This is a genomic window from Pseudomonas zhanjiangensis (genome assembly GCF_041027545.1).
Taxonomy (GTDB): domain Bacteria; phylum Pseudomonadota; class Gammaproteobacteria; order Pseudomonadales; family Pseudomonadaceae; genus Aquipseudomonas; species Aquipseudomonas zhanjiangensis.
In genome coordinates, this window is the sequence record NZ_JBFTEG010000001.1 from 428,386 (window position 1) to 452,777 (window position 24,392).

General features: G+C 67.7%; 22 protein-coding genes. 12 read left to right on the forward strand and 10 right to left on the reverse strand.

Annotation, left to right across the window (positions count from 1 at the left end):
• Nucleotides 1–26: 26 nt before the first annotated feature.
• Nucleotides 27–806 carry a catabolite repression control protein Crc gene (gene crc / locus AB5S05_RS01935; RefSeq protein ID WP_369285729.1) on the reverse strand — a complete coding sequence of 260 codons (780 nt, stop codon included), beginning with the start codon at nt 804–806 and terminating at the stop codon, nt 27–29.
• Between the two features lie 93 nt (nt 807–899).
• Here crc and pyrE point away from each other — a divergent pair, with 93 nt between their 5' ends.
• Together pyrE and AB5S05_RS01945 are read left to right on the forward strand one after the other, a co-directional pair.
• On the forward strand, nt 900–1,541 hold the full coding sequence (pyrE, locus tag AB5S05_RS01940; RefSeq protein WP_369285730.1) for an orotate phosphoribosyltransferase: 642 nt from the start codon (nt 900–902) through the stop codon (nt 1,539–1,541).
• Between the two features lie 24 nt (nt 1,542–1,565).
• On the forward strand, nt 1,566–2,159 hold the full coding sequence (locus tag AB5S05_RS01945; protein ID WP_369285731.1) for a DUF4124 domain-containing protein: 594 nt from the start codon (nt 1,566–1,568) through the stop codon (nt 2,157–2,159).
• Nucleotides 2,160–2,223: 64 nt separating this feature from the next.
• Here AB5S05_RS01945 and argB read toward each other — a convergent pair whose 3' ends face one another.
• The 4 genes from argB to coaBC all read right to left on the reverse strand — a co-directional run bounded on the left by argB (nt 2,224) and on the right by coaBC (nt 7,464).
• On the reverse strand, nt 2,224–3,129 hold the full coding sequence (gene argB, locus AB5S05_RS01950) for an acetylglutamate kinase (RefSeq protein WP_369285732.1): 906 nt from the start codon (nt 3,127–3,129) through the stop codon (nt 2,224–2,226).
• Between the two features lie 26 nt (nt 3,130–3,155).
• Nucleotides 3,156–4,553 carry a phosphomannomutase/phosphoglucomutase gene (algC, locus tag AB5S05_RS22090; RefSeq protein ID WP_438943527.1) on the reverse strand — a complete coding sequence of 466 codons (1,398 nt, stop codon included), beginning with the start codon at nt 4,551–4,553 and terminating at the stop codon, nt 3,156–3,158.
• A gap of 1,219 nt (nt 4,554–5,772) precedes the next feature.
• A complete protein-coding gene (gene dut / locus AB5S05_RS01960; protein WP_369285734.1) occupies nt 5,773–6,228 on the reverse strand; it encodes a dUTP diphosphatase in 456 nt (151 codons plus the stop codon).
• 30 nt (nt 6,229–6,258) lie between these two features.
• On the reverse strand, nt 6,259–7,464 hold the full coding sequence (gene coaBC / locus AB5S05_RS01965; RefSeq protein ID WP_369285735.1) for a bifunctional phosphopantothenoylcysteine decarboxylase/phosphopantothenate--cysteine ligase CoaBC: 1,206 nt from the start codon (nt 7,462–7,464) through the stop codon (nt 6,259–6,261).
• 138 nt (nt 7,465–7,602) lie between these two features.
• On the opposite strand from coaBC, the gene radC reads away from it, so the two are divergent.
• The 4 genes from radC (at nt 7,603) to AB5S05_RS01985 (ending at nt 13,677) form a co-directional block, all read left to right on the forward strand.
• Complete coding sequence (gene radC, locus AB5S05_RS01970) at nt 7,603–8,277, forward strand: RadC family protein (protein WP_369285737.1); 675 nt, start codon at nt 7,603–7,605, stop codon at nt 8,275–8,277.
• 390 nt (nt 8,278–8,667) lie between these two features.
• The gene (gene rpmB, locus AB5S05_RS01975; RefSeq protein ID WP_233683241.1) at nt 8,668–8,904 is read left to right on the forward strand and encodes a 50S ribosomal protein L28; all 237 of its coding nucleotides are present in this window, start codon (nt 8,668–8,670) and stop codon (nt 8,902–8,904) included.
• Nucleotides 8,905–8,914: 10 nt separating this feature from the next.
• Nucleotides 8,915–9,070, forward strand: coding sequence for a 50S ribosomal protein L33 (gene rpmG, locus AB5S05_RS01980; RefSeq protein ID WP_007894709.1), 156 nt, complete (start codon nt 8,915–8,917; stop codon nt 9,068–9,070).
• Nucleotides 9,071–9,228: 158 nt separating this feature from the next.
• Nucleotides 9,229–13,677: a DEAD/DEAH box helicase gene (locus AB5S05_RS01985; RefSeq protein ID WP_369285738.1), complete on the forward strand. Its 4,449-nt coding sequence runs from the start codon at nt 9,229–9,231 to the stop codon at nt 13,675–13,677.
• A 75-nt stretch (nt 13,678–13,752) separates the two neighbouring features.
• On the opposite strand, the gene AB5S05_RS01990 is transcribed toward AB5S05_RS01985, so the two are convergent.
• Both AB5S05_RS01990 and aptA read right to left on the reverse strand, forming a co-directional pair.
• Nucleotides 13,753–14,118, reverse strand: a complete 366-nt coding sequence (locus AB5S05_RS01990; RefSeq protein WP_369285739.1) for a cupin domain-containing protein — start codon at nt 14,116–14,118, stop codon at nt 13,753–13,755.
• 22 nt (nt 14,119–14,140) lie between these two features.
• Nucleotides 14,141–15,478: an omega-aminotransferase AptA gene (aptA, locus tag AB5S05_RS01995; RefSeq protein WP_369285740.1), complete on the reverse strand. Its 1,338-nt coding sequence runs from the start codon at nt 15,476–15,478 to the stop codon at nt 14,141–14,143.
• 234 nt (nt 15,479–15,712) lie between these two features.
• On the opposite strand from aptA, the gene AB5S05_RS02000 reads away from it, so the two are divergent.
• Together AB5S05_RS02000 and AB5S05_RS02005 are read left to right on the forward strand one after the other, a co-directional pair.
• Nucleotides 15,713–17,206: an aldehyde dehydrogenase gene (locus AB5S05_RS02000; RefSeq protein WP_369285741.1), complete on the forward strand. Its 1,494-nt coding sequence runs from the start codon at nt 15,713–15,715 to the stop codon at nt 17,204–17,206.
• A 136-nt stretch (nt 17,207–17,342) separates the two neighbouring features.
• Nucleotides 17,343–18,503, forward strand: a complete 1,161-nt coding sequence (locus tag AB5S05_RS02005; protein ID WP_369285743.1) for an MFS transporter — start codon at nt 17,343–17,345, stop codon at nt 18,501–18,503.
• Here AB5S05_RS02005 and AB5S05_RS02010 read toward each other — a convergent pair.
• A complete protein-coding gene (locus tag AB5S05_RS02010; RefSeq protein WP_369285744.1) occupies nt 18,500–19,930 on the reverse strand; it encodes an aminotransferase-like domain-containing protein in 1,431 nt (476 codons plus the stop codon). The genes AB5S05_RS02005 and AB5S05_RS02010 overlap by 4 nt on opposite strands.
• Nucleotides 19,931–20,112: 182 nt before the next feature.
• On the opposite strand from AB5S05_RS02010, the gene AB5S05_RS02015 reads away from it, so the two are divergent.
• A complete protein-coding gene (locus tag AB5S05_RS02015; RefSeq protein ID WP_369285745.1) occupies nt 20,113–20,346 on the forward strand; it encodes a DUF1127 domain-containing protein in 234 nt (77 codons plus the stop codon).
• Nucleotides 20,347–20,368: 22 nt separating this feature from the next.
• Here the strand turns inward: AB5S05_RS02015 and AB5S05_RS02020 are convergent, their stop codons facing one another.
• A complete protein-coding gene (locus tag AB5S05_RS02020; RefSeq protein WP_369285746.1) occupies nt 20,369–21,682 on the reverse strand; it encodes an NAD(P)/FAD-dependent oxidoreductase in 1,314 nt (437 codons plus the stop codon).
• A 177-nt stretch (nt 21,683–21,859) separates the two neighbouring features.
• Between AB5S05_RS02020 and AB5S05_RS02025 the strand changes: the two genes are divergently transcribed.
• Nucleotides 21,860–22,213: a YkgJ family cysteine cluster protein gene (locus tag AB5S05_RS02025; protein WP_369285747.1), complete on the forward strand. Its 354-nt coding sequence runs from the start codon at nt 21,860–21,862 to the stop codon at nt 22,211–22,213.
• A gap of 13 nt (nt 22,214–22,226) precedes the next feature.
• Here AB5S05_RS02025 and AB5S05_RS02030 read toward each other — a convergent pair whose 3' ends face one another.
• On the reverse strand, nt 22,227–22,715 hold the full coding sequence (locus AB5S05_RS02030) for an Lrp/AsnC ligand binding domain-containing protein (protein ID WP_369285748.1): 489 nt from the start codon (nt 22,713–22,715) through the stop codon (nt 22,227–22,229).
• Between the two features lie 155 nt (nt 22,716–22,870).
• Here AB5S05_RS02030 and dadA point away from each other — a divergent pair, with 155 nt between their 5' ends.
• Both dadA and AB5S05_RS02040 read left to right on the forward strand, forming a co-directional pair.
• Nucleotides 22,871–24,169, forward strand: a complete 1,299-nt coding sequence (gene dadA, locus AB5S05_RS02035) for a D-amino acid dehydrogenase (RefSeq protein WP_369285750.1) — start codon at nt 22,871–22,873, stop codon at nt 24,167–24,169.
• Nucleotides 24,144–24,362, forward strand: coding sequence for a RidA family protein (locus AB5S05_RS02040; protein ID WP_369285751.1), 219 nt, complete (start codon nt 24,144–24,146; stop codon nt 24,360–24,362). The genes dadA and AB5S05_RS02040 overlap by 26 nt, the downstream gene beginning before the upstream one ends.
• The last annotated feature ends 30 nt before the right edge of the window (nt 24,363–24,392 follow it).

The following is a 24,392-nucleotide window of genomic DNA, read 5'->3' on the forward strand; positions in this document are numbered from 1 at the left end:
CGCCGGCTTTTTTCTGGCTGAGCGACCTACAGGCTGAGAATCCAGTCGTAATCGACGATCAGCGGGGCGTGCTGCGAGAAGCGCGGCTGGCGCGGCAGGCGCGCCGAACGCACGCTGCGGCGCATGCCGGGGGTTAGCAGCTGGTAGTCGAAGCGATAACCCAAGTTGAGCATCTCGGCCTGCTCGCTGTCCGGCCACCAGCTGAACTGGTCGCCTTCGCGGCTGACTTCGCGCAGGGCGTCGACATAGCCCATGCTGCCGATCACCTCATCCAGCCAGGCGCGCTCGGGCGCGAGGAAGCCGGGTGACTGCTGGCAGTCGCGCCAGTTCTTCACGTCCTGCTTCTGGTGCGCGACGTACAGCGAGCCACAATAGATGTATTCGCGGCGCTTGCGTCGTTGCTTGTCCAGGTAGTGGGTGAAGTCGTCCATGAACTTGAACTTCTGGTTCAGGCTCTCGTCGCCGTTCTGCCCGGACGGCAGCAGCAAGGTGGCGATACTCACTTTGTCGAAGTCCGCCTGCAGGTAGCGCCCATAGCGATCGGCCATTTCAAAGCCGAGGCCGCTGATTACCGCCTTGGGTTGCAACCGCGAATACAGCGCCACGCCGCCTTGGCTGGGCACTTCTGCATCGCAGGCATAGAGGAAATAGCCGTCCAGTTGGAGGGCTTGGTCGTCCAGGTCAAAGGCGGAGGCACGGGTATCCTGCAGGCAGATGACGTCGGCATTCTGTGCTTGCAGCCAACTGAGCAAACCACGCTCGACTGCCGCATGAATACCATTCACGTTCACACTGATGATCCGCATAAATGGCCCCTAAAAACACGTGCGTGTATGATACCCGAGCTCGTCTTCAATAAGCTAAATTCCTAGCCAATTCCGTGCCGTCCAGGGTTATCCATGCAAGCGTACCAGCGCGAGTTCATTCGTTTTGCCATCGAGCGGGGGGTGCTGCGCTTCGGTCAGTTCACTCTCAAGTCCGGGCGCACCAGCCCGTATTTCTTCAACGCCGGGCTGTTCGACAGCGGCCTGGCCCTGGCTCAGCTGGGACGCTTCTACGCCGCGGCGGTCGTCGACAGCGGGATTGATTTCGACGTGCTGTTCGGTCCGGCCTACAAGGGTATTCCATTGGCGGCGACCACCGCGGTGGCCCTGGCCGAGCACCATCAGCGCGACCTGCCCTGGTGCTTCAATCGCAAGGAGGCCAAGGATCACGGTGAAGGCGGTACCCTGGTCGGCGCGCCGCTGGCCGGCAAGGTGCTGATCGTCGACGACGTGATCACCGCCGGCACGGCGATTCGCGAGGTGATGCAGATCATCCGCGCCCAAGGCGCGCAAGCCGCCGGGGTGCTGATCGCGCTGAACCGCCAGGAGCGGGGCCAGGGCGAACTGTCGGCGATTCAGGAAGTCGAACGTGACTTCGGCATGCCGGTGGTGAGCATCGTCTCGCTCGAGCAGGTGCTCGAATACCTGGCCGACGATGCCGAGCTCAAGCAGTACCTGCCGGCGGTAGAAGCCTACCGCGCCGAGTACGGAATCTGACCCCCTGACCCAAGGTGTTGCCCGATGCTCAAACCGGCCCTGATTCGTTCCACGCTGCTGCTCGGCCTGCTGCTCCCGGCGCTGGCGCCGGCTACCGAGCTGTACCGCTACGTCGACGATCAGGGCGTCACCGTGCTCAGCCGTCAGGGCGTGCCGCCGGAACTCATCGGCAAGGGCTATGAGGTGCTTAACGAGCAGGGGCGGGTGATCCAGGTGGTGCCGCCGGCGCCGAGCGCCGAGGAAATGCAGCGCCTGCTGATGGAAAAGGCCCGGGCCGGCTCGGACAAGCAGCTGCTGCGCTTGTACTCGAGTCCTGCCGACGTCGACCGTGCCCGCGAGCGCAAGCTGGTCGAACTCGACGGCCTGATCGGCGTGGCGCAGGGCAACCTGCAGTCGGCGCGTACCCAGCAGGCCAATCTGCAGAGCCAGGCCGCCGACTACGAGCGGGCCGGGCGCGCCGTGCCGCAACAGCTGTTGAGCCAGATCGACAGCCAGAAGGATGAGCAGCGGCGCCTGCAGAAGGAAATCGACCGCTATAAAGAGTTGCGCGAGCAGGCCGAAGTCAGCTTTGCCGCCGATCGTGCGCGGCTTGGCGAGTTGCTCGACAGGCAGCGCTAGCGCCACGCCAAGCAACCAGCCGGCGCTCGCCGGTTGGTTGCTCGCTGCCGAACGGTGGCGCCGCTCAGTGGCGCTTGCGGTTGCAGATCAGGGTGCCGACGCCGCTGTCGGTGAAAATTTCCAGCAGCACTGCATTGGGTACCCGGCCGTCGATGATGTGCGCGCTGGTGACGCCGCCCTGCACCGCTTCCAGGGCGCAGCGGATCTTCGGCAGCATGCCGCCGTAGATGGTGCCATCGGCGATCAGGCCGTCGACCTGCTCGGTAGTCAGGCCGGTGAGGACCTCGCCCTGCTTGTCCATCAGGCCGGCGATGTTGGTCAGCAGCATCAGCTTCTCGGCCTTCAGCGCCTCGGCGACCTTGCCGGCCACCAGGTCGGCGTTGATATTGTAGGACTCGCCGTCCGGGCCCACGCCGATGGGCGCGATCACCGGGATGAAGTCGCCGTTGACCAGCATGTTGAGCAGGTCGGTGTTGACCCCGGTGACTTCGCCGACATGGCCGATATCGATGATTTCCGGCTGGGTCATCTCCGGCGTCTGGCGGCTGACCTTGAGCTTCTTGGCGCGGATCAGTTCGGCGTCCTTGCCGGTCAGGCCGATGGCGCTGCCGCCATGCTGGTTGATCAGGTTGACGATGCTCTTGTTGACCTGGCCGCCGAGGACCATTTCCACCACGTCCATGGTGGCGGTATCGGTGACGCGCATGCCGTCGATGAAGTGGCTCTCGATGCTCAGGCGCTTGAGCAGGTCGCCGATCTGCGGGCCGCCGCCATGCACCACCACCGGATTGATGCCGACCGCCTTCATCAGCACCACGTCCCGGGCGAAGCCGGTCTTGAGCTCCTCGCTTTCCATGGCGTTGCCGCCGTACTTGATCACCAGGGTCTTGCCGACGAAGCGGCGGATATAGGGCAGGGCTTCGGAAAGAACCTTGGCCACCTGGACGGCGGCATCACGCTCGAGGGTCATGCTGGACTCCAATGCTGATTCGGCAATCAAAACGGTAGATTAATGTCGGCTGAGACGTTGGCAAGCTGGGCGCGGAACACGTCCTTGATCCGGCCGAGTTCCTCTTCGCTGTCGGCCTCGAAGCGCAGCACCAGCATCGGCGTGGTGTTGGAGGCGCGGACCAGGCCCCAGCCCTTAGGGTAGTCGACGCGCACGCCGTCCAGGGTGGTCAGGTTGGCCTCGCCCCACTGGCCATCGCGTTGCAGGGCATCGATGATGGCGAATTTGCTCTGCTCGGTGACCTGGATGTTGATCTCCGGGGTGGAAATATCGCTGGGGAAGGCGGCGAACACCTGCTCGGCGTCGCGCTTGTCCTGGCTGAGGATCTCCAGCAGGCGGGCGGCGCTGTAGAGGCCGTCGTCGAAGCCGAACCAGCGTTCCTTGAAGAAGATGTGGCCGCTCATCTCGCCGGCCAGCAGGGCGCCGGTTTCCTTCATCTTCTTCTTGATCAGCGAGTGGCCGGTCTTCCACATCACCGGGCGCCCGCCATAGCCACTGATCAGTGGGGTCAGGCGGCGGGTGCACTTGACGTCGAAGATGATGTCGGCGCCGGGGTTGCGCGATACCACGTCCTTGGCGAACAGCATCAGCAGGCGGTCCGGGTAGACGATGGTGCCGGTGTTGGTGACCACGCCGACGCGGTCGCCATCGCCGTCGAAGGCCAGGCCGAGATCGGCCTTCTCGGCCTTGACCCTGGCGATCAGGTCGGCCAGGTTTTCCGGCTTGCCCGGATCCGGGTGGTGGTTGGGGAAGGTGCCGTCGACCTCGCAGTACAGCGGGATCACTTCGCAGCCGAGTGCCTCGATCAGTTGGGGGGCGATGACCCCAGCGGCACCGTTGCCGCAGTCGACCACCACCTTCATCCGGCGGGCCAGGGCTATGTCGTCGCGGATCTGCTGGAAATAGCGCTCCAGCACGTCGACCTGCTCGGCGCTGCCGACGCCATTGGCCAGGTCGTTGTTGTCGATGCGCGCCTTGAGCGCCTGGATCTGCTCGCCCGCCAGGGTGTCGCCGGCGATGACGATCTTGAAGCCGTTGTAGTCCGGCGGGTTGTGACTGCCGGTGAGCATTACCGCGGACTTGCCGGCGAGGATGTTGGCGGCGTAATAGACCACGGGGGTCGGCACCATGCCCACGTCACTGACGTGGCAGCCGCAGTCGAGCAGGCCCTGGATCAGCTGTTGCACCAGCTCCGGGCCGGACAGGCGGCCGTCGCGGCCGACGGCGATGTTGGGCTCGCCCTGGGCCAGGCTCTCCGAGCCAATGGCGCGACCCACCCAGTACGCGGTCTCCGGTGTCAGGCTGCTGCCAACCACGCCGCGAATGTCGTAGGCGCGGAAGATGTCGGCGGGCAATCGAGGGGCTGCGTGCTGCGGGCTATTCATATCGATGGTTTGCTCCAGTCCCAGGAGATCCTGGTCGTCGTCGAGAATGTCGATATCGAGGATATCGGTGTCTTGAAACAGAGGGTCGACCAGCCCGGCAGGCTGGCTTGGCGCCGCGGCGTCCGCGGTTGTGCCCTGGCCGTTGCGCTCCTGCGGCGCAGGGCTGCTGCGGCGTGGCAGGCGCGCCAGGCTGTGGGCCAGGCTGGCCAGCGGGGGCAGGCTGAGGTTGATGGCTTTGATGGCTTTTCCCGCCGAGAGTTCTTCGAGCATCTGCCCGAGTTGGCGTGCGTCCTTGCGCACGCGTTGCTGCAGGGCGTTCTGCGCCAGGTACAGGCCGAGCAAGGCGCCGCCGAGGGCTGTCAGGGCCACCAGGCCCAGGGACAGCGGCGAGTAGGACGAAACACTCAGTGCAGGCCCCGGCGTGAAGCGCAGGCTCCAGTGCGGATTGCCGCTGCTGAGTGTCTGCACCTCGCCTTGAGCCTGGCCCCGTTGTGCCAGCAGCTGGGCGGGGCCGTTGCCGAACTGCTGGGTCAGTTGCACCTGGCCGACACCAGCCGGCAGTGCGGGCAGGTTGGCCAGCAGGCGATCGAGCTGGACCGCCAGGAGCAGGGTGCCCTGTTGTGGCTGGTCGTCGGCCAGGCGCACCGGGGCGGCGCTATAGATCAGCCAGCGCTGGTCGACCTTGTAGGCTTCGGCGGCAGGCGTCTGACCGCTCTCCACCCGGCGTAGCATGTCCAGCGCGGCGAAGTTCATAGGCGCGCGCCGGCTCATGTCCTGCACGGCCTGGCCCTGGGCGTTGAGGTGCGCGTCGACCACTCCGTCCCAGTAGCCGAGGTTGCGCTCGGCGGCCCTGATCTGGTCGCTGTCCTGGCTCTGCAGGGCCTCGAGCAGTTGCGGGTTGGCCGCCGCCGCGCGAGTGTCGGCGGCCAGTTGCTTGAGGGCTTGCTGCAGGGCGGCGGCCTGGCTGCCGCCCCAGGCCTGGACGAGTTGGCGCTGCTGACTTTGCTGGGCGTCGGCGAGTACGCCGAACCAGAGCAGTCCGGCGGCCGTCGCCAGGCCGGCCAGGGTGGCCAGCAGGGCGGGCAGCCAGACGCCGAGGGGGGCGCTGCTGGCAGCCGATACCTTGCGCCCCGCTTTGGTCGGCGCGGCATCCTTGGCGGCATGCTTGAAGAGTTTCATCCAGCGTCTCCTCGGCGGTTCATCCTGAAAGGGCAAGGGGTCAATGGCTGCCGGAGTGTCCGAAGCCGCCGGCGCCGCGCTGGCTTTGATCGAACTGTTCGACCAGCTCGAAGTGCGCCTGCACCACCGGCACCAGAATCAGCTGGGCGATGCGTTCGCCGACGGCGATGCTGAAGGCGCTCTGCCCGCGGTTCCAGCAGGAGACCATCAGCTCGCCCTGGTAGTCCGAGTCGATCAGGCCGACCAGGTTGCCGAGGACGATGCCATGCTTGTGGCCCAGGCCCGAGCGCGGCAGGATCATCGCGGCCAGGCCGGGATCGCCGATATAGATCGACAGGCCGGTGGGGATCAGCACGGTCTGGCCGGGCTCCAGCACCTGCTCATGTTGCAGCATGGCGCGCAGGTCGAGGCCGGCCGAGCCCGGGGTGGCGTATTGCGGAAGGGGAAACTGGTCGCCGAGGCGCGGGTCGAGGATCTTGGCTTGTAAGGCGTGCATGTCAGGCTCTGTAGTCGATGAGTGAGTGCATCAGGCGGGCAGGCGCTCGGCGATGAAGGCCACCAGCTGGCGGGCGATCTTGCCCTTGCTGGTCTGGGCGAAACTGCTCTGCTGCAATTCGCGGTCGATGACGGTGATGGCGTTTTCCTCGCTGTTGAAGCCGATGGTCGGGTTGGCCACGTCGTTGGCGACGATCAGGTCGAGGTTCTTGTCCTGCAGCTTGCGCGAGGCGTAGCCGAGCAGGTTCTCGGTCTCGGCGGCGAAGCCGACGCTGAACGGCCGGTCGCTGCGTCCGGCCAGGGTGGCGAGGATATCCGGGTTGCGCACCATTTGCAGGAGCAGGCCGTCAGCGCTGCTCGGGTCTTTCTTCAATTTGTGCTGGGCGACCACTTCCGGGCGGTAGTCGGCCACCGCGGCGGCGGCGATCAGCAGGTCGCAGGGCATGACGGCCTCGCAGGCGGCGAGCATGTCGCGGGCGCTGACCACGTCGATGCGCTCGACTCGGTCCGGGGTCGGCAGGTGCACCGGGCCGCTGATCAGGGTGACCCTGGCGCCGGCCTCGGCGGCCGCTTCGGCGAGGGCGAAGCCCATCTTGCCGGAGCTGTGGTTGGTGATGTAGCGCACCGGGTCGATGTTCTCCTGGGTCGGTCCGGCGGTGATCAGCACGTGCTTGCCGGTCAGCGCCAGGTTCTCGAAGCAGTCGGCGGCGCGTTGCGCCAGCTCCTCGGCCTCGAGCATGCGCCCGGGACCGACGTCGCCGCAGGCCTGGCTGCCGGCGCCGGGGCCGAACAGGCGAATGCCGCGCGCGCTGAGCAGTTGCGCGTTGGCCTGGGTCGCCGGGTCGCGCCACATCGCCTGGTTCATCGCCGGGGCCAGGGCCACCGGGGCGTCGGTGGCCAGCACCAGGGTGCTCAGCAGGTCGTCGGCCACGCCCTGGGCCAGGCGTGCCATCAGGTCGGCGGTGGCCGGGGCGATCAGCACCAGGTCGGCCCAGCGGGCCAGCTCGATATGGCCCATGGCGGCTTCGGCAGCCGGGTCGAGCAGGTCGAGGTGGACCGGATGGCCGGACAGCGCCTGCAGGGTCAGCGGGGTGATGAACTCGCGGCCGCCCTTGGTCATCACCACGTGGACGTCCGCGCCCTGGTCGCGCAGGCGGCGGACCAGCTCGGCGCTCTTGTAGGCGGCGATGCCACCCCCCACGCCAAGAACGATGCGTTTGCGATAGAGCCGCTGCATAGGCCTGCCTTGTTATCGAGGTGAAAATGTAGCGCGGCGATGACGCCTCCCCAGGCCGGTCGCCGCGTAAAAACTGGGCTACGATAGCACAGCGGCCGTAGCGGAGCAGCGGCCCGCCTGGCTCGACAGGGAGGTGGCATGAGTATTCGCGACTGGCCCGCGGCGGAGCGTCCGCGGGAAAAGCTGCTGGTCCAGGGGGCGGCGAGTCTGACCGACGCCGAGTTGCTGGCGATCTTCCTGCGCACCGGCGTGGCCGGGCAGAGTGCGGTGGACCTGGCGCGTCACCTGCTCGCCGATTTCGGCGGTCTGCGCACCCTGCTGCAGGCGGACTTGCCGTCTTTCAGTCGACGTCTGGGCCTGGGCCCCGCCAAGTTCGCCCAGCTGCAGGCGGTGCTGGAGATGGCCCGTCGGCACCTGGCCGAGCAGTTGCGCCGCGACTCGGCGCTGGAAAGTCCGCAGGCGGTGCGCGACTACCTCAAGGCGCTGTTGCGCCACGAACCGCATGAGGTGTTCGGCTGTCTGTTCCTCGACGCCAAGCATCGGGTGCTGGCGTTCGAGGCGCTGTTCCACGGCTCGATCGACAGCGCCAGCGTCTATCCGCGCCAGGTGGTCAAGCGCGCTCTGGCGCACAACGCGGCGGCCTTGATCCTGACCCATAACCATCCCTCGGGGGTAGCCGAGCCGAGCCAGGCCGACCGGGTGCTGACCCAGCGTCTGAAGGCGGCGCTGGAGTTGGTCGAGGTGCGGGTACTTGATCACTTCATCGTCGGCGACGGCGAGCCACTGTCATTGGCCGAGCACGGCTGGCTGTAGCCCAGGCGGCCAGGAGGGCGGCGCCTATGGCATTCTTCTGGGCGAGGGCAGCGCACGCGTCCTGCGCGTGCCGGCCAGATTCAATCCTGGAGCATGAGGGGCGGCGAAATCGCGGGCCTTTGCGACGAGTGGTCGAGGGCAGCAGCAGCCCCCGGCAGCCGGCTCGGCCGCCATCCGGGCGTCCAGCGGCATCGGCAAGAAAGTGCGTTCGTCCTTGTTGCCTTGGGGGCTTTCTGGTATAAAGCAGCGCTCTTTTCTAGGGGCCCGGTAGTTGCGCTTTCTGGTGTGACCGGTAAGACCCTCGAGAAACGCGGCGCAGAGCGCCATTGACATTGAGTTTAAGCGGCCAACCCATGCCGGGTTGGGCATGTGGTTTTAGAGGGCTGAGGCATGTCGAGAGTCTGTCAAGTTACCGGTAAGGGTCCGGTAACCGGGAATAACATTTCCCACGCAAACAACAAAACCCGTCGTCGTTTCCTGCCGAACCTGCAGCATCACCGCTTCTGGGTCGAGTCGGAGAATCGTTTCGTGCGTCTGCGCGTATCCGCCAAGGGCATGCGCGTCATCGACAAGCGTGGCATTGACGTAGTGCTGTCCGAGCTGCGCGCTCGCGGCGAAAAGGTTTAAGGAGTAAGTCATGCGTGAACTGATCCGTTTGATCTCGAGTGCCGGTACTGGTCATTTCTACACTACCGACAAGAACAAGCGCACCACTCCGGACAAGATCGAAATCAAGAAATTCGATCCGGTTGTGCGTAAGCACGTGATCTACAAGGAAGGCAAGATCAAGTAATTGATCCTGCACCTTGCCGAAAGAGCCCGCCTTCATGGCGGGCTTTTTCTTGCCTGGAGTTTGCCGGTCCGCACTGCGCTGATCAGCGCCAATCCCTCTGGGGCGGCCGTCGGTCGCCAAGCCTTGAGAGGGCAGCACGGGCCTAGCATAGTGGGGTGATGACCCCGCGCCCCGTTTCCCCCGCTAACGGCGCGGCCGCGCTGGCGGGCTTTCATCCCGCCGTCGCGGCCTGGTTTCGCGCCACCTTCGCCGCGCCCACGGCGGCGCAGGCGGGCGCCTGGCCGTCGATCCAGGCCGGGCGCTGCACCCTGGTGGCCGCGCCGACCGGCTCGGGCAAGACCCTGACCGCCTTCCTCGCCGCCATCGACGCCCTGGTGCGTGAGGGGCTGGCCCGGGGCGGGGCGCTCGAGGAGCGCTGCAGCGTGGTCTACGTCTCGCCGCTCAAGGCCTTGTCCAACGACATCCACCTCAACCTGGAGCAGCCGCTGCTCGGCATTCGCGCCGAGCTGGCGCGCCAGGGCCTGGCCGACGTGTCAATTCGTACCGCGGTGCGCACCGGCGACAGCAGTCCGAGCGAGCGTGAGGCGCTGCGCCGGCGGCCACCGCATATCCTGGTGACCACCCCGGAATCGCTCTACGTGCTGCTCGGTTCCGAGTCCGGGCGGACGCTGCTGGCCGGTTGCCGCAGCCTGATCATCGACGAGATCCACGCCCTCGCCGGCAGCAAGCGCGGCAGTCACCTGATGCTCAGCGTCGAGCGGCTGCAGGCGCTGTGCCAGGTGCCGCTGGTGCGCATCGGACTGTCCGCCACGCAGAAGCCGATCGAGGCGGTGGCGCACCTGTTGCTCGGCGCGGCGGCGGACGGGCGGGGCGCCTGCGCGATCGTCGATATCGGCTACCAGCGCGCCCGCGACCTGGCCCTCGAGGTGCCGCCGCTGCCGCTCGAGGCGGTGATGAGCCACGACGGCTGGGACAGTGTCTACGACCGCCTGGCCGAGCTGGCGCGGGCCCATCGCACCAGCCTGGTGTTCGTCAACACCCGGCGTCTGGCCGAGCGGGTCTGCCGCCACCTGGGCGAGCGCCTCGGCGCGGCAACGGTCGCCGCCCACCATGGCAGCCTGGCCAAGGAGGCGCGCCTGGACGCCGAAAGGCGGCTCAAGCGCGGCGAACTCAAGGTGCTGGTAGCCACCGCCTCGCTGGAGCTGGGCATCGACATCGGCGAGGTCGAACTGGTCTGCCAGCTCGGCTCGCCGCGCAGCATCGCTGCCTTCCTGCAGCGGGTCGGCCGTTCCGGTCACAGCGTCGGCGGCACGCCCAAGGGCCGGCTGTTCCCGCTGTCGCGCGACGACCTGGTCGAATGCGCGGCGCTGCTCGACTGCGTCGGGCGCGGCGAGCTGGATGCCCTGGTCATCCCCCGCGCGCCGCTGGACGTGCTGGCCCAGCAGATCGTCGCCGAGGTGGCCTGCCGCGAGTGGGGCGAGGACGCGCTGTACCAGCTGCTGACCCGCGCCGCGCCCTATGCCGAGCTGCCGCGCGCCAGTTTCGACGCCCTGGTGAGGATGCTCGCCGAGGGCTACCACGGCCGCCGCGGGGTGCGCGCCGCCTACCTGCACCCCGATGCGGTCAACCGGCGCCTGCGCGGCCGCCGCGGCGCGCGCCTGACTGCGATTACCTCCGGCGGCACCATTCCCGACGCCGGCGACTACAGCGTGCTGCTCGAGCCCCAGGGGCAGGCCATCGGCACGCTCAACGAGGACTTCGCGGTGGAGAGCAACGCCGGCGACATCTTCCAGCTGGGCAACCAGTCCTACCGCATCCTGCGCATCGAGCCGGGCAAGGTGCGGGTCGAGGATGCCCACGGCCTGCCGCCGAGCATTCCGTTCTGGCTCGGCGAGGCGCCCGGGCGCAGCGACGAACTGTCGGCCGCGGTGGCGCGCCTGCGCGAGGCAGTGGAGCAGCGCTTGGCAGCGCCGGCCGAACTCCCGTGCAGGGTGGAAGACCGCGAAGCGTTTTCCACCAGGGAGCCCGCAGATAAGCCTGCGGGGCTGGCTGGCGCCGTCAGCTGGCTCACCGACGAGTTGGGCCTGAACCCGTCGGCCGCCGAACAGATCGTCGACTATCTGGCCCGTGCCCGCGCCGCCCTGGGCGCGCTGCCGACCCAGCGGCGCCTGGTGCTGGAGCGCTTCTTCGACGAGTCCGGCGGCATGCAGCTGATCATCCACGCGCCGTTCGGCAGCCGCCTCAACCGCGCCTGGGGCCTGGCGCTGCGCAAGCGCTTCTGCCGCCGCTTCAACTTCGAGCTGCAGGCGGCGGCCACCGAGGAGGCGCTGATCCTCTCGCTGTCCACCAGCCACAGCTTCGCGCTGGACGAGGTGTGGCGCTACCTGCACAGCAACAGCGCCGAGCACATCCTGATCCAGGCCGTGCTGGATGCGCCGCTGTTCGCCGTGCGCTGGCGCTGGAACGCCGGCGTCGCCCTGGCCCTGCCGCGCTTCTCCGGCGGGCGCCGGGTGGCGCCGCCGCTGCAACGCATGCGCAGCGAGGACCTGCTGGCCGCGGTGTTCCCCGACCAGGTGGCCTGCCTGGAGAACATCGTCGGCGAGCGCGAGATTCCCGAGCACTCGCTGGTGGCGCAGACCCTCGACGACTGCCTGCACCAGGCCATGGACTGCGAAGGCTGGCTGGCCCTGCTCAAGCGCATGGAGGCCGGCGCGGTCGAGCTGCTGGCGCGCGACCTGCCGGCACCCTCGGCGCTGGCCGCGGAGATCCTCGGTGCCCGGCCCTACGCCTTCCTCGACGATGCGCCGCTGGAAGAGCGGCGGACCCAGGCGGTGCACAACCGTCGCTGGAGCGAGGCGGCCGCCAGCGACGACCTCGGCGCACTGGATGTCGCGGCCATAGCGGCGGTGCGCGAGGAAGCCTGGCCGCAGGTGCGCGATGCCGACGAACTGCACGAGGCGCTGCTGGGGCTCGGCGCCATCACCCAGGCCGAGGTCGACGCCCATTCCGGCTGGCGGGCCTGGTTGGCGCAGCTGGTCAAGGCCAGGCGCGCCAGCTGTCTGCAGCGCAGCGCGCAGCCGGCGTTGTGGCTGGCCGCCGAGCGCCTGAGCCAGTGGCAGGCGCTGGCGTCCGAGGGCAAGTTCGACCCGGCGATCGCAGCGCCCGGCGGGTTCGACCAACCCTGGACGGCGCAGGCGGCGCTGGTCGAACTGGTGCGCGGACGCCTGAGCGGCTTCGGCCCGCTGCCGGCGCGGCGGCTCGCCGCCGATCTCGGCCAGCCGGCCAGCGCGGTGGCGGGTGCCCTGGCCAGCCTGGAGGGCGAGGGGCATGTGCTGCGCGGCCACTTTTCGCCAGGCGGCGCCGAGCAGGAATGGTGCGAGCGCCACCTGCTGGCGCGCATCCACCGCTACACGCTGAAACGCCTGCGCCGCGAGATCGAGCCGGTGCCGCGCGCCGACTTCATGCGCTTTCTGTTCGACTGGCAGCGCATCGCCCCCGACCTCCGGGTGCGCGGTGGCGAAGCCCTGGCCGGGGTGCTGGGCCAGCTGGAGGGTTTCCAGGCCGCCGCCGGCGCCTGGGAAAGCGAGCTGCTGCCGAGCCGGGTGGCCGACTACGGGATCAACTGGCTGGACGATCTGTGCCGTTCCGGGCGCCTGGTCTGGTGCCGCCTGGCCGGGCTCAACCTGGCCGGGCGCCGCCGCTCGGCCGGCGGGCCGCTGCGCAGCACGCCGATCGTCCTGCTGCCGCGCAAGCACCTGCGCCTGTGGCGCGCCTGCCTGGGCGAGGCCGCGCCGAGCGAGCCGAGCGCCCGCGCCGAGCGGGTGCGTCAGGTGCTGGCGAGCCAGGGGGCGCTGTTCTTCGATGAACTGCAGGACGAGGCGCACCTGTTGCGCAGCGAGCTGGAGGATGCGCTGGGCGAGCTGGTCAGCCTCGGCCTGGTGCATGCCGACAGCTTCGCCGGCCTGCGTTCGCTGTTGTTGCCGGCGGCCAAGCGCAGTCAGCAGCAGCGCCGCGCGCGCCGGGCGCTGGCCAATATGCAGGATGCCGGGCGCTGGGCCCTGCTGCGTGGGCGCGGCGAGGAGGCCCCCGGCAAGATCGACGCCGAAGTGCTGGAGCATGTGGCGCGCACCCTGTTGCGTCGCTACGGCGTGGTCTGCTGGCGCCTGCTGGCGCGCGAGGCCGACTGGCTGCCGCCCTGGCGCGAGCTGCTGCGGGTCTATCAGCGCCTGGAGGCGCGCGGCGAGATCCGTGGCGGGCGCTTCGTCGCTGGCCTGGTCGGCGAGCAGTTCGCCCTGCCCGAGGCGGTCGGCCTGCTGCGCGAGGTGCGCAAGCGCTCGGCGGACGGCAGCCTGGTCGCCGTGTCCGCCAGCGACCCGCTGAACCTGGTCGGTACCCTGCTGCCCGGCAGCAAGGTGCCGGCGCTGCCCGGCAATCGCCTGCTGTACCGCGACGGCGTGCCGGTGGCGAGCCTGGTCGCCGGCAAGGTCCAGCTGCTGCAGGAGACGGACGCCTTCACCGCCGGCCAGTGGCAGGCCGCGTTGCTCCGCACCCCCACCGCCGCGCCGGCGCAGGCCCGGAGGGCGCGGCGCCTCGACCGGCATCCCTGAATGAGCGGTTAAGCAGTCGGTAAAAAAAAGCCCGCTCAGTGCGGGCTAAAGGGTGACGCATGAAATTCGGGGGTGTCAGGCGGCGGCCTGTTCGAAGATCACGTAGACCTTGCGGCAGGGCTCGAGCACTTCCCAGGTACCGGAAAAGCCGGCGGGAATGACGAAGCGGTCGCCGGCGCGCACGGTCCTGGCGTTGCCCTCGGCGTCGCGGATCACCGAGACGCCCTGGAGGATCTCGCAGTACTCGTGCTCGCTGTAGCTGATGGTCCACTGGCCGACCGCGCCTTCCCAGATGCCCGCGTTGAACTGGCTGCAGGGGCTGGCGTAGTGGTTGCGCACGCTCTGCTCGGGGTCGCCCTTGAGGATCTTTTCCGGGGCCGGCCGATAGTGTTCAGCGGCGGTGGTGGCTTGGGCGAAGTCGAGGATCTGGTCGATGTTCATCGTGGGCTTCCTTGGCTGGCGGTTAGTGGGCAGTGCGAATGGCGTCGGCGAGCCTTTCGACCAGGCTGTCGATCTGAGGCTTCTCGACGATTAGCGGTGGCGACATGGCCAGGGTATCGCCGGTCACGCGCACCATCAGGTCATTGTGGAAGCATTGCTCGAAGACCTGGTAGCCGCGCTTGCCGACGCCCTCGGCGCTTGGCGCCAGCTGCACGCCGCCGACCAGGCCGATGGCGCGGATGTCGATCACGTTGGGCAGGCCCTGCAGGCTGAACAGGGCATCCTGCCAGTAGCCTTCCAGCTCGATCGCCTTCTCGAACAGGCCGTCGCGCTGGTAGATGTCCAGAGCCGCCAGGGCGGCGGCGCAGGCCACCGGATGCCCCGAATAGGTGTAGCCGTGGAACAGTTCGATGCCGTCCGGGCCCTGCATGAAGGCGTCGTGGATGCGCTCGTCGACGAACACCGCGCCCATCGGAATGGCGCCGTTGGTCAGACCCTTGGCGGTGGTGATGATGTCCGGGGTGACGCCCCAGCGCTGGGCGGCGAAGGCCTTGCCGACGCGGCCGAAACCGGTGATGACCTCGTCGAAGATCAGCAGGATACCGTGCTTCCTGGTGATCTCGCGCAGGCGCTGCAGGTAGCCCACCGGCGGCAGCACCACCCCGGCCGAGCCGGACATCGGCTCGACGATGACCGCGGCGATGTTCTCGGCGCCGTGCAGGGTGACCAGGCGCTCCAGTTCGTCGGCCTTGTCGATGCCGAACTCCGGCAGGCCGCGGCTGAAGGCGTTGCGGGCGACGTCCAGGGTATGCGGCAGGTGATCGACCCCCGGCAGCTGCAGGGGGAAGGCGCGGCGATTGTTGACCATGCCGCCGACCGAGATGCCGCCGAAGCCGACCCCGTGGTAACCCAGCTCGCGGCCGATCAGGCGGGTGCGGCTGCTTTGGCCGATGGCGCGCTGGTAGGCCAGGGCGATCTTCAGGGCGGTGTCGGCCGACTCCGAGCCGGAGTTGGTGAAGAAAATCTTGTTCAGGCCGGCCGGGGCGATTTCCGCGAGGCGACTGGCCAGCTCGAAGGGCAACGAATGGCCCATCTGGAAGGTCGGGGCGAAGTCCAGCTTGGCGATCTGCGTGCTCACCGCTTCGGTAATTTCCCGGCGAGCGTGGCCGGCGTTGCAGCACCAGAGGCCGGCGGTACCATCCAGCACCTGGCGGCCGTCGCTGCTGGTGAAGTACATGCCTTCGGCACTTTCCAGCAGGCGCGGCTTGGCCTTGAACTGGCGATTGGCCGTGAAGGGCATCCAGAAATCGTCGAGGCTGTGGTTTTTATTGTTCACGTGCAAGCGGCTGTCGAGGGTCATGCTGGCTATCCAAACGCGCTGAAAGAGGGAGGCTGGGGAGCGATTTTGCGCAGTCTATGTTTAATAAAACGAACATGACAAGGGGGTTTTACTGCGCTTTGTCAAAAATATTGAAAATGTGGGGCCCTCTGGTTTAGTGTTGGCGGCAGGAAATGGCCCGTCCCGGGCCTTGCAGAATTATTGACAGTGCGCGAGCCTGAATCGTCGCACGTTCTACTGATAGAGGATGCTCGAATGACTAGCCTGACTCGCGCCGACTGGGAACAGCGCGCCAAGAATCTGAACATCGAAGGCCGCGCCTTTGTTCACGGCCAATACTGCGCCGCTGCTTCCGCGGCGACCTTCGAGTGCATCAGCCCGGTGGACGGCCGCCTGCTGGCCCAGGTCGCCAGCTGCGACCTGGCCGACGCCGAGATTGCCGTGGCCGATGCCCGCAGCACCTTCGATTCCGGAGTCTGGTCGCGCCTGGCGCCGGTGAAGCGCAAGGAAGTGATGATCCGCTTCGCCGAGCTGATCGAGCAGCACCGCGAGGAACTGGCCCTGCTGGAAACCCTCGACATGGGCAAGCCGATCAGCGACTCGCTGGGCATCGATGTGTCCAGCGCCGCCCGCGCCATCCGCTGGAGCGGCGAGGCGATCGACAAGATCTATGACGAGGTGGCCGCTACCCCGCACAACGAGCTGGGCCTGGTCACCCGCGAGCCGATCGGCGTGGTCGCGGCCATCGTGCCCTGGAACTTCCCCCTGCTGATGAGCTGCTGGAAGCTCGGCCCCGCCCTGGCCACCGGCAACTCGGTGATCCTCAAGCCGTCCGAGAAGTCGCCGCTGACCGGCATCCGCATCGCCCAGCTGGCCATCGAGGCCGGCATTCCGGCCGGCGTGTTCAACGTGCTGCCAGGCTACGGCCACACCGTGGGCAAGGCCCTGGCCCTGCATATGGACGTCGACACCCTGGTGTTCACCGGCTCGACCAAAATCGCCAAGCAGCTGATGGTCTACGCCGGCGAGTCGAACATGAAGCGCGTCTGGCTGGAGGCGGGCGGCAAGAGCCCGAACATCGTCTTCGCCGATGCTCCCGACCTGCAGGCCGCCGCCGAGGCCGCCGCCGGCGCCATCGCCTTCAACCAGGGCGAGGTGTGCACCGCCGGTTCGCGCCTGCTGGTGGAGAACTCGATCAAGGCGCAGTTCGTGCCGCTGGTGGTCGAGGCGATCAAGGCCTGGAAGCCGGGCCATCCGCTGGACCCGGCGACCAACGTCGGTGCGCTGGTCGATACCACCCAGCTGAACAACGTGCTGGGCTACATCCAGGCCGGGCATGACGATGGCGCCAAACTGGTCGCCGGCGGCAAGCGGGTGATGGAGGAGACCGGCGGCACCTACGTCGAGCCGACCATCTTCGACGGCGTCGACAACGCCATGCGCATCGCCCAGGAAGAGATCTTCGGTCCGGTGCTGTCGGTGATCGGCTTCGACAGCGCCGAGGAGGCGGTGGCCATCGCCAACGACACGCCCTACGGCCTGGCGGCGGCGGTGTGGACCCGCGACCTGTCCAAGGCCCACCTCACCGCCAAGGCATTGCGCGCCGGCAGCGTCTGGGTCAACCAGTACGACGGCGGCGACATGACCGCGCCGTTCGGCGGCTTCAAGCAGTCGGGCAACGGCCGTGACAAGTCGCTGCACGCCTTCGACAAGTACACCGAGTTGAAAGCCACCTGGATCAAGCTGTAACGTCACTCGAGGGGCGGGCGACCGCCTCAAGGTCCGCCCTTCGGGGCCGGCTCGTCTGAGCCACACCTGCGGCCGGGTTCCCCTTGGGAGCCCGGCCGTTCTGTTTTCAATGGCCATGACATAAAGGAGTCTGGCAATGCGTTGGGGTACCTATTTCGCCGTCTGTTCGGCGGTGATCAGCATCGGCCTGGCCCTCGGCGTGACCATGCCGCTGGTGTCGTTGCGCCTGGAGAGCTGGGGCCACGATGCCTTCGCCATCGGCGTGATGGCGGCGACCCCGGCGGTCGGTGTGCTGCTCGGTGCCTCCCTGGCCGGACGCCTGGCCGGGCGCCTGGGTACCACCCGTCTGATGCAATTGAGCCTGCTGTGCAGCGCGCTGTCGGTGGCACTGCTGGCGCTGGTGCAGACCTACGCGGTGTGGCTGCTGCTGCGCCTGCTGATCGGCGTGGCCCTGACCCTGGTGTTCATCCTCGGCGAAAGCTGGATCAACCAGCTGGCGGTGGAGAAGTGGCGCGGCCGGCTGGTGGCGCTGTACGGCACCGGCTATGCGCTGAGCCAGCTCTGCGGGCCGCTACTGCTCACGGCCCTGGGCGCCGCTACCGACCTGGGCTTCTGGGCCGGCACCGGTCTGCTGATCGGCGGTTCGCTGCTGCTCTTGGGCCGTAGCGGCGCGCCGCGGGTCGATGCACAGAGCGCCTCGGGGCGCGGGCTGGCGGCGTTCTGCCGCAAGCTGCCGGCGATCGCCTGGGCGGTGATGCTGTTCGCCGCATTCGAGGCGATGATGCTCACCCTGCTGCCGATCTATGGCCTGCGCCAGGGCTTCACCCAGGAGGTGGCGCTGCTGATGGTCAGCGTGGTGGTGGTCGGCGATGCGGTGCTGCAGTTGCCGATCGGTCTGCTGGCCGACCACATGTCGCGGCGCACGCTGTTCCGCGGCTGCGGGCTGACCCTGCTGCTCAGCAGCCTGGCGATTCCATTGCTGTTGCATTCGCCGCTGTCCTGGCCGCTGCTGGTGCTGTTCGGCGCCAGCGCCGGCGGCCTGTTCACCCTGTCGCTGATCCTCATCGGCGAGCGCTACAGCGACGACGAACTGGTCCGCGCCAACGCCCACGTCGCCCAGCTCTGGGGCCTGGGCTGCCTGATCGGGCCGCTGCTCACCGGGGCGGCCAGCCAGTGGCTGACCGGCCACGCCTTGCCACTGCTGATGGCCATAGGCGCCGCGGTGTTCGTGGTGCTGGCCTGGCGCGACAGCGGTTTCGAGCCTGCCCTGGCGACCGCGCCGGTGCGTGGTGACTAGACCGGCTCGGGCAGCTCGGCGAGCAGCTGGCCGGCGATTTCGCCGACCCGGCTCACGGCGTCCTCGAGTGCCGGAGTCGGCTTGCCCGCATAGTTCAGGCGCAGGCAGTTGCGGTACTTGCCGGCGGCGGAAAAGATGCTGCCCGGGGCGATCTGGATGCCATGGGCCAGCAGCGTGCGATTGAGCCGCTGGCTGTCGAAACCGCTCGGCATCTCCACCCAGAGCATGAAGCCGCCCTGGGGCCGGCTGACCCGAGTGCCGGCCGGAAAGTAGCGGCTGACCCAGTCGACCATCAGGTCGCGACCCTGCAGGTACTGGGCGCGCATGCGCCGCAGGTGCGGCTCGAAGTGACCGGCCTCGAGGAACTCGGCCAGGGCCAGCTGCGGCAGCTGGGCGGTGCTGCCGGTGCCCATGTACTTCATGTGCAGGACCTGCTCCAGGTAGCGCCCGGGCGCGACCCAGCCGACCCGCAGGCCCGGCGCGAGGGTCTTGGAGAAGGAACTGCAGAGCAGCACGCGGCCGTCCTCGTCGTAGGACTTGATGGTGCGCGGGCGCGGGTAGCTGAAGGCCAGGTCGGCGTAGACGTCGTCCTCGATGATGGCCACGTCGAAGCGCTGGGCCAGGGCCAGCAGGGCGCGCTTGTTGGCCTCGGGCATGATGTAGCCGAGCGGGTTGTTGCAGTTCGGGGTGAGCTGGATGGCCTTGATCGGCCATTGTTCCAAGGCCATTTCCAGGGCGTCGAGGCTGATCCCGCTGAGCGGGTCGGTGGGCAGCTCCAGGGCCTTCATGCCGAAGCCCTTGAGGGCCTGCATGACCCCGTGGAAGCTCGGCGAGTCCACCGCGACTATGTCGCCGGGCTGGCAGATAGCGCGGATCGACGCCGACAGCGCCTCGTGGCAGCCGGTGGTGACGACTATGTCCTCGGCCGCAATCCGGCAGCCCGAGCCGAGCATCAGTCGCGAGATCTGCCCGCGCAGGCGCAGCTCGCCGCGGATGCTGCCGTAGGTCAGCACCTCGGGGTCCTGACGCCGGGCCTGGCGCGAGAGCATGCGCAGCAGCGGCTTGAGCGTGGGGCTGGCGATGTCCGGGCGGCCGCGGCCGAGCTGGATCAGCCCGCGCTGCGGCGAGCTGCTGATCAGTTCCAGCACATGGTCCCACTGCGACACCTCGACCGGCCGCTGCGCCGCCCGGTTGACCTGCGGCAGTGCCGGCACCTGGCGCTCCAGGGGCACGTAGTAGCCGGACTTCGGCCGTGGCGTGGCCAGGCCGAGGTCCTCCAGGTGGCGGTAGGCCTGCTGCACCGTGCTCAGGCTGACGCCATGCTCCTGGCTGAGGGCGCGCACCGAGGGCAGGCGGTCGCCGGGATGGTACAGGCCCTGCTCGATACGGGCGCCGAGCTGTTCGGCCAGGTTGAGGTAGAGGGTCATGACAGTTGCTCCGCGGGTGGCGCCTGGTTAGCCGAAAACCATACAGATGGCTGAAAAATACAGGATTCAGAGCAATTTCGCCGAATCTGTATGCCGCAAAAATAGCTTTTTTGAATCTGTAATGCCGGCGCACAGCTGGCGATCATGGTCGCCCAGGCAGCATGAAGGTCGGAGGTGGGGCGATGAATGGACTCGGTGATGTCAGGCTGGTGTTGCGTCAGCAGGAACTGCAGGAGGCTGGACGGGCGGCACCAGCGGCGTCGGGCGCCGTCGGCGGGCGGCGCTGGACCCTGTTCTGGCGGCGCTGGCGCACGCGGCGGGCGCTGCTCGAGCTGAGTGCCGAGCAGCTTGCGGATATCGGCCTCAGCCGCGCCGAGGCACGCGCCGAGGCCTTGCGGCCCTTCTGGAGGCTCTGAGCGACTGGCCGGGAGCCAGGCCTCAGGCCAGTTCCTTGAGCCGGTGCCAGAGCATGCCCAGGGCCAGCAGCGGCGAGCGCAGGTACCTGCCGCCGGGGAAGGTCATGTGCGGCACCCGGGCGAACAGGTCGAAGCCGCCACCGGCCTGGCCGGCGATGGCTTCGCCGAGCAGCTTGCCGGCCAGGTGGGTGGCGTTGACCCCGTGGCCGGAATAGGCCTGGGCGAAGTAGACATTTTCCTGGCCCTTGAGCCGGCCGATCTGCGGCAGGCGGTTGGCGCCGATGCCGATCATGCCGCCCCACTGGTAGTCGATCCTGACGTCCTTGAGGTGCGGGAACACCTTGAGCATCTTCGGCCGCATATAGCCGGCGATATCCGCCGGGTCGCGGCCGGAGTAGTGGCAGGCACCGCCGAACAGCAGGCGGCGGTCGGCCGAGAGCCGGTAGTAGTCGAGGGCCACGCGCTGGTCGCAGAGCGCCATGTTCTGCGGGATCAGCGCCTTGGCCTCGGCCGCGGACAGCGGCTCGGTGGCGATCACATAGCTGCCGGCAGGCAGCACCTTGCCGCCCAGGGTCGGGTTCAGCTGGCCCAGGTAGGCATTGCAGCCGAGCACCAGCTGGGCGGCGCGCACTATGCCCTGGGCCGTGTGCACCTTGACCTCGCTGCCGTAGTCGATGCGGGTCACCGTCGAGTTCTCGAACAGCTGCACGCCGAGGGACTGGGCGGCCGCGGCTTCGCCCAGGGCCAGGTTGAGCGGGTGCAGGTGCCCCGAACCCATGTCGATCATGCCGCCGACGTAGCGGCTGGAACCCACCACTTCGTGCATCTGCTGCGGCTGCAGCAGGCGCAGCTGGTGGCGGTAGCCCAGGCCTTCCAGCTCGGCCTTGTCGGCGGCGAAGCCCTCGAGGTGGCTGGGTTTGTTGGCCAGGTCGCAGTAGCCCCAGGTCAGGTCGCAGTCGATGGCGAACTGTTCGACTCGCCGGCGCACGATCTCCACCGCCTCCAGCCCCATCAGCTTGAGCTGGCGCACGCCCTCGACGCCGATCACCGGCTCGAACTGCTCGACCCCGTGACCGACCCCGCGGATCAGCTGGCCGCCGTTACGGCCGCTGGCGCCCCAGCCGATCTTGTGTGCCTCCAGTAGCGCGACCGAGAAGCCGCGCTGGGCCAGCTCGATGGCGGTGTTCAAACCGGAGAAACCGCCGCCGACGATGCACACGTCGGCGCGCAACTCGCCGCGCAGGGGCGGGTAGTCCAGGTGGCGGTTGCTGCTGGCGGCATAGTAGGAGGCGGCGTGCTGGGTGCTGTGCACCGGCTGGTGAACGCGGGCGTTCATGTGTGGAATCCTGATTGTTGTGTTTGGAAAATTTGACGCAGAATAAGCGCGGTTTCTGCCTGGAGCCAAGGGGCAGAAGCCAAAAACTGTAATTTCGTCGGGAAACTCGCCAATTCGCCGATGTCTCCTGACGTCCTGGGCATACCATAGGTCGCCTTTCTTCCGAGGACGCCGTAGATGAGTTGTACCAGCCGCAAGATCGACCATCTGCGCCTGCAGATTCCCCGCTTCGACTGCGTGCCCGGCTGTCACGACTGCTGCGGCCCGGTGACCGCCTCCTCCGAGGAGATGGCGCGCCTGCCGGTGAAAAGCGATGCCGAGCACGAGGCCGCCCTGGCGCAATACAACTGTGTCCACCTCGGCCCCCAGGGCTGTGAGGTGTATGACCAGCGGCCGCTGATCTGCCGCCTGTTCGGTACCACGCCGAGCCTGCCCTGTCCGCGCGGGCGCGGGCCGCAGCAGCCGACCGAGCCACGCGTCGAGCGGCAGGTCCATCAGCTGATCGCCAGTACCCGCCAGGTGCTGGTCTAGCGACAGCGGCCAGTCATTCCGGTACCGGCAGGGCCAGCGACTCCTTGACCTCCTCCATGACGATATAGCTCTTGGACTCGCGCACGTGGGGCAGCTTGAGCAGGATGTCACCGAGCAGCTTGCGGTAGCTGGCCATCTCGTTGATCCGCGCCTTGACCAGGTAATCGAAGTCGCCGGAGACCAGGTGGCATTCCAGCACATGCGGTAGCTTGAGCACCGCGCGGCGGAACTCCTCGAAGGTATCGCCGGACTTGTAGTCCAGGCTGATCTCGACGAACACCAGCAGGCTGGCCTTGAGGTACTGCGGGTTGAGCCGGGCGTTGTAGCTCATGATGATGCCTTCGCGCTCCAGGCGCCGCACCCGTTCGGTGCAGGGCGTGGTCGACAGGCCGACACGCTCGCCCAGTTCGGTGAAGGAGACGCGCCCGTCCTCCTGGAGGATGCGCAGGATGTTGCGGTCGATCTTGTCCAGTTCGCGGCGGCTCTGATGCTGGGTACGCATGGCGGATGCCCCTCCGTAGAAGCGATTTTTGCCAAGAATTATTTCCAAATATAGCTATATATATAGTGAAAAACACTGGCTGCTGCTCAATATACTGCGCGCATCAACGCTCAATAGAAAAAACGCCAGCGCATAGTCGCGGCGAGGAGAAGACGATGCGGGTACTGGTGCTGGGTAGTGGTGTGGTGGGTACGGCCAGTGCGTACTACTTGGCCCGTCAGGGCTTCGAGGTGGTGGTGGTCGATCGTCAGCCTGCCCCGGCCATGGAAACCAGCTTCGCCAACGCCGGTCAGGTCTCCCCGGGTTACGCCTCGCCCTGGGCCGCCCCTGGCGTGCCGCTGAAGGCCATCAAGTGGCTGCTGCAGAAGCACGCTCCGCTGGCGATCAAGGCCACCGCCGATATCGACCAGTACCTGTGGATGGCGCAGATGCTGCGCAACTGCACCGCCAGCCGTTATGCGGTGAACAAGGAGCGCATGGTGCGCCTGTCCGAGTACAGCCGCGACTGCCTCGACGAGCTGCGCGCCGAGACCGGCATCGGCTACGAAGGTCGGCGCCTGGGCACCACCCAGCTGTTCCGCACCCAGGCCCAGGTCGACAACGCGGCCAAGGACATCGCCGTGCTCAAGCAGTCCGGGGTGCCCTTCGAGCTGCTCGACCGCGACGCCATCGCCCGGGTCGAGCCGGCCCTGGCCGGGGTCAAGCACAAGCTGGCCGGCGCCCTGCGCCTGCCCAACGACCAGACTGGCGACTGCCAGATGTTCACCGTCAAGCTGGCCGAGATGGCCAAGCAGCTGGGTGTGGAATTCCGCTTCGGCCAGAACATCGAGCGCCTGGACTCGGCCGGCGATCGGATCAACGGCGTGTGGATCGACGGCAAGCTGGAAACCGCCGACCGCTACGTGCTCGCCCTCGGCAGCTACAGCCCGCAGCTGCTCAAGCCGCTGGGCATCCGTGCCCCGGTGTACCCGCTCAAGGGCTACTCGTTGACCGTGCCGATCACCAATGGCGACATGGCGCCGAACTCGACCATTCTCGACGAGACCTACAAGGTCGCCATCACCCGCTTCGACAACCGTATCCGGGTCGGCGGCATGGCCGAGATCGCCGGTTTCGACCTGAGCCTCAACCCGCGTCGCCGGGCGACCCTGGAAATGATCACGGCCGACCTCTATCCGCAAGGCGGCGATCTGAGCCAGGCCGAGTTCTGGACCGGCCTGCGCCCGGCGACCCCGGATGGCACGCCGATTGTCGGTGCCACCGGTTTGCGCAATCTGTTCCTCAACACCGGTCACGGCACGCTGGGCTGGACCATGGCCTGCGGCTCCGGCCGTTTCCTTGCCGACCTGATGGCCAACAAGCGCCCGCAGATCAGCACCGAGGGCCTGGACATCTTCCGTTACGGCCGCTCCAAGGAGGCCGCGGGACATGCCAGTCCAGCGCCTGCACACTGAGACGCGCTGCAGCGAGATCATCCACAACGGCACGGTCTACCTGGCCGGGCAGTTGGCGGATGATCATGGCGGCGACATCGTGCAGCAGACCCGCGAGACCCTGGCCAACGTCGAGGCCAGGATGTACCGGCCCGAGGTGCTGGTCGAGATGATGGTGGTGGCGGCCGTCCGAGCGCCTGACCTAACCTACTAGTTGGCTTCTGCCCGGCCTCGATGCCGGGTT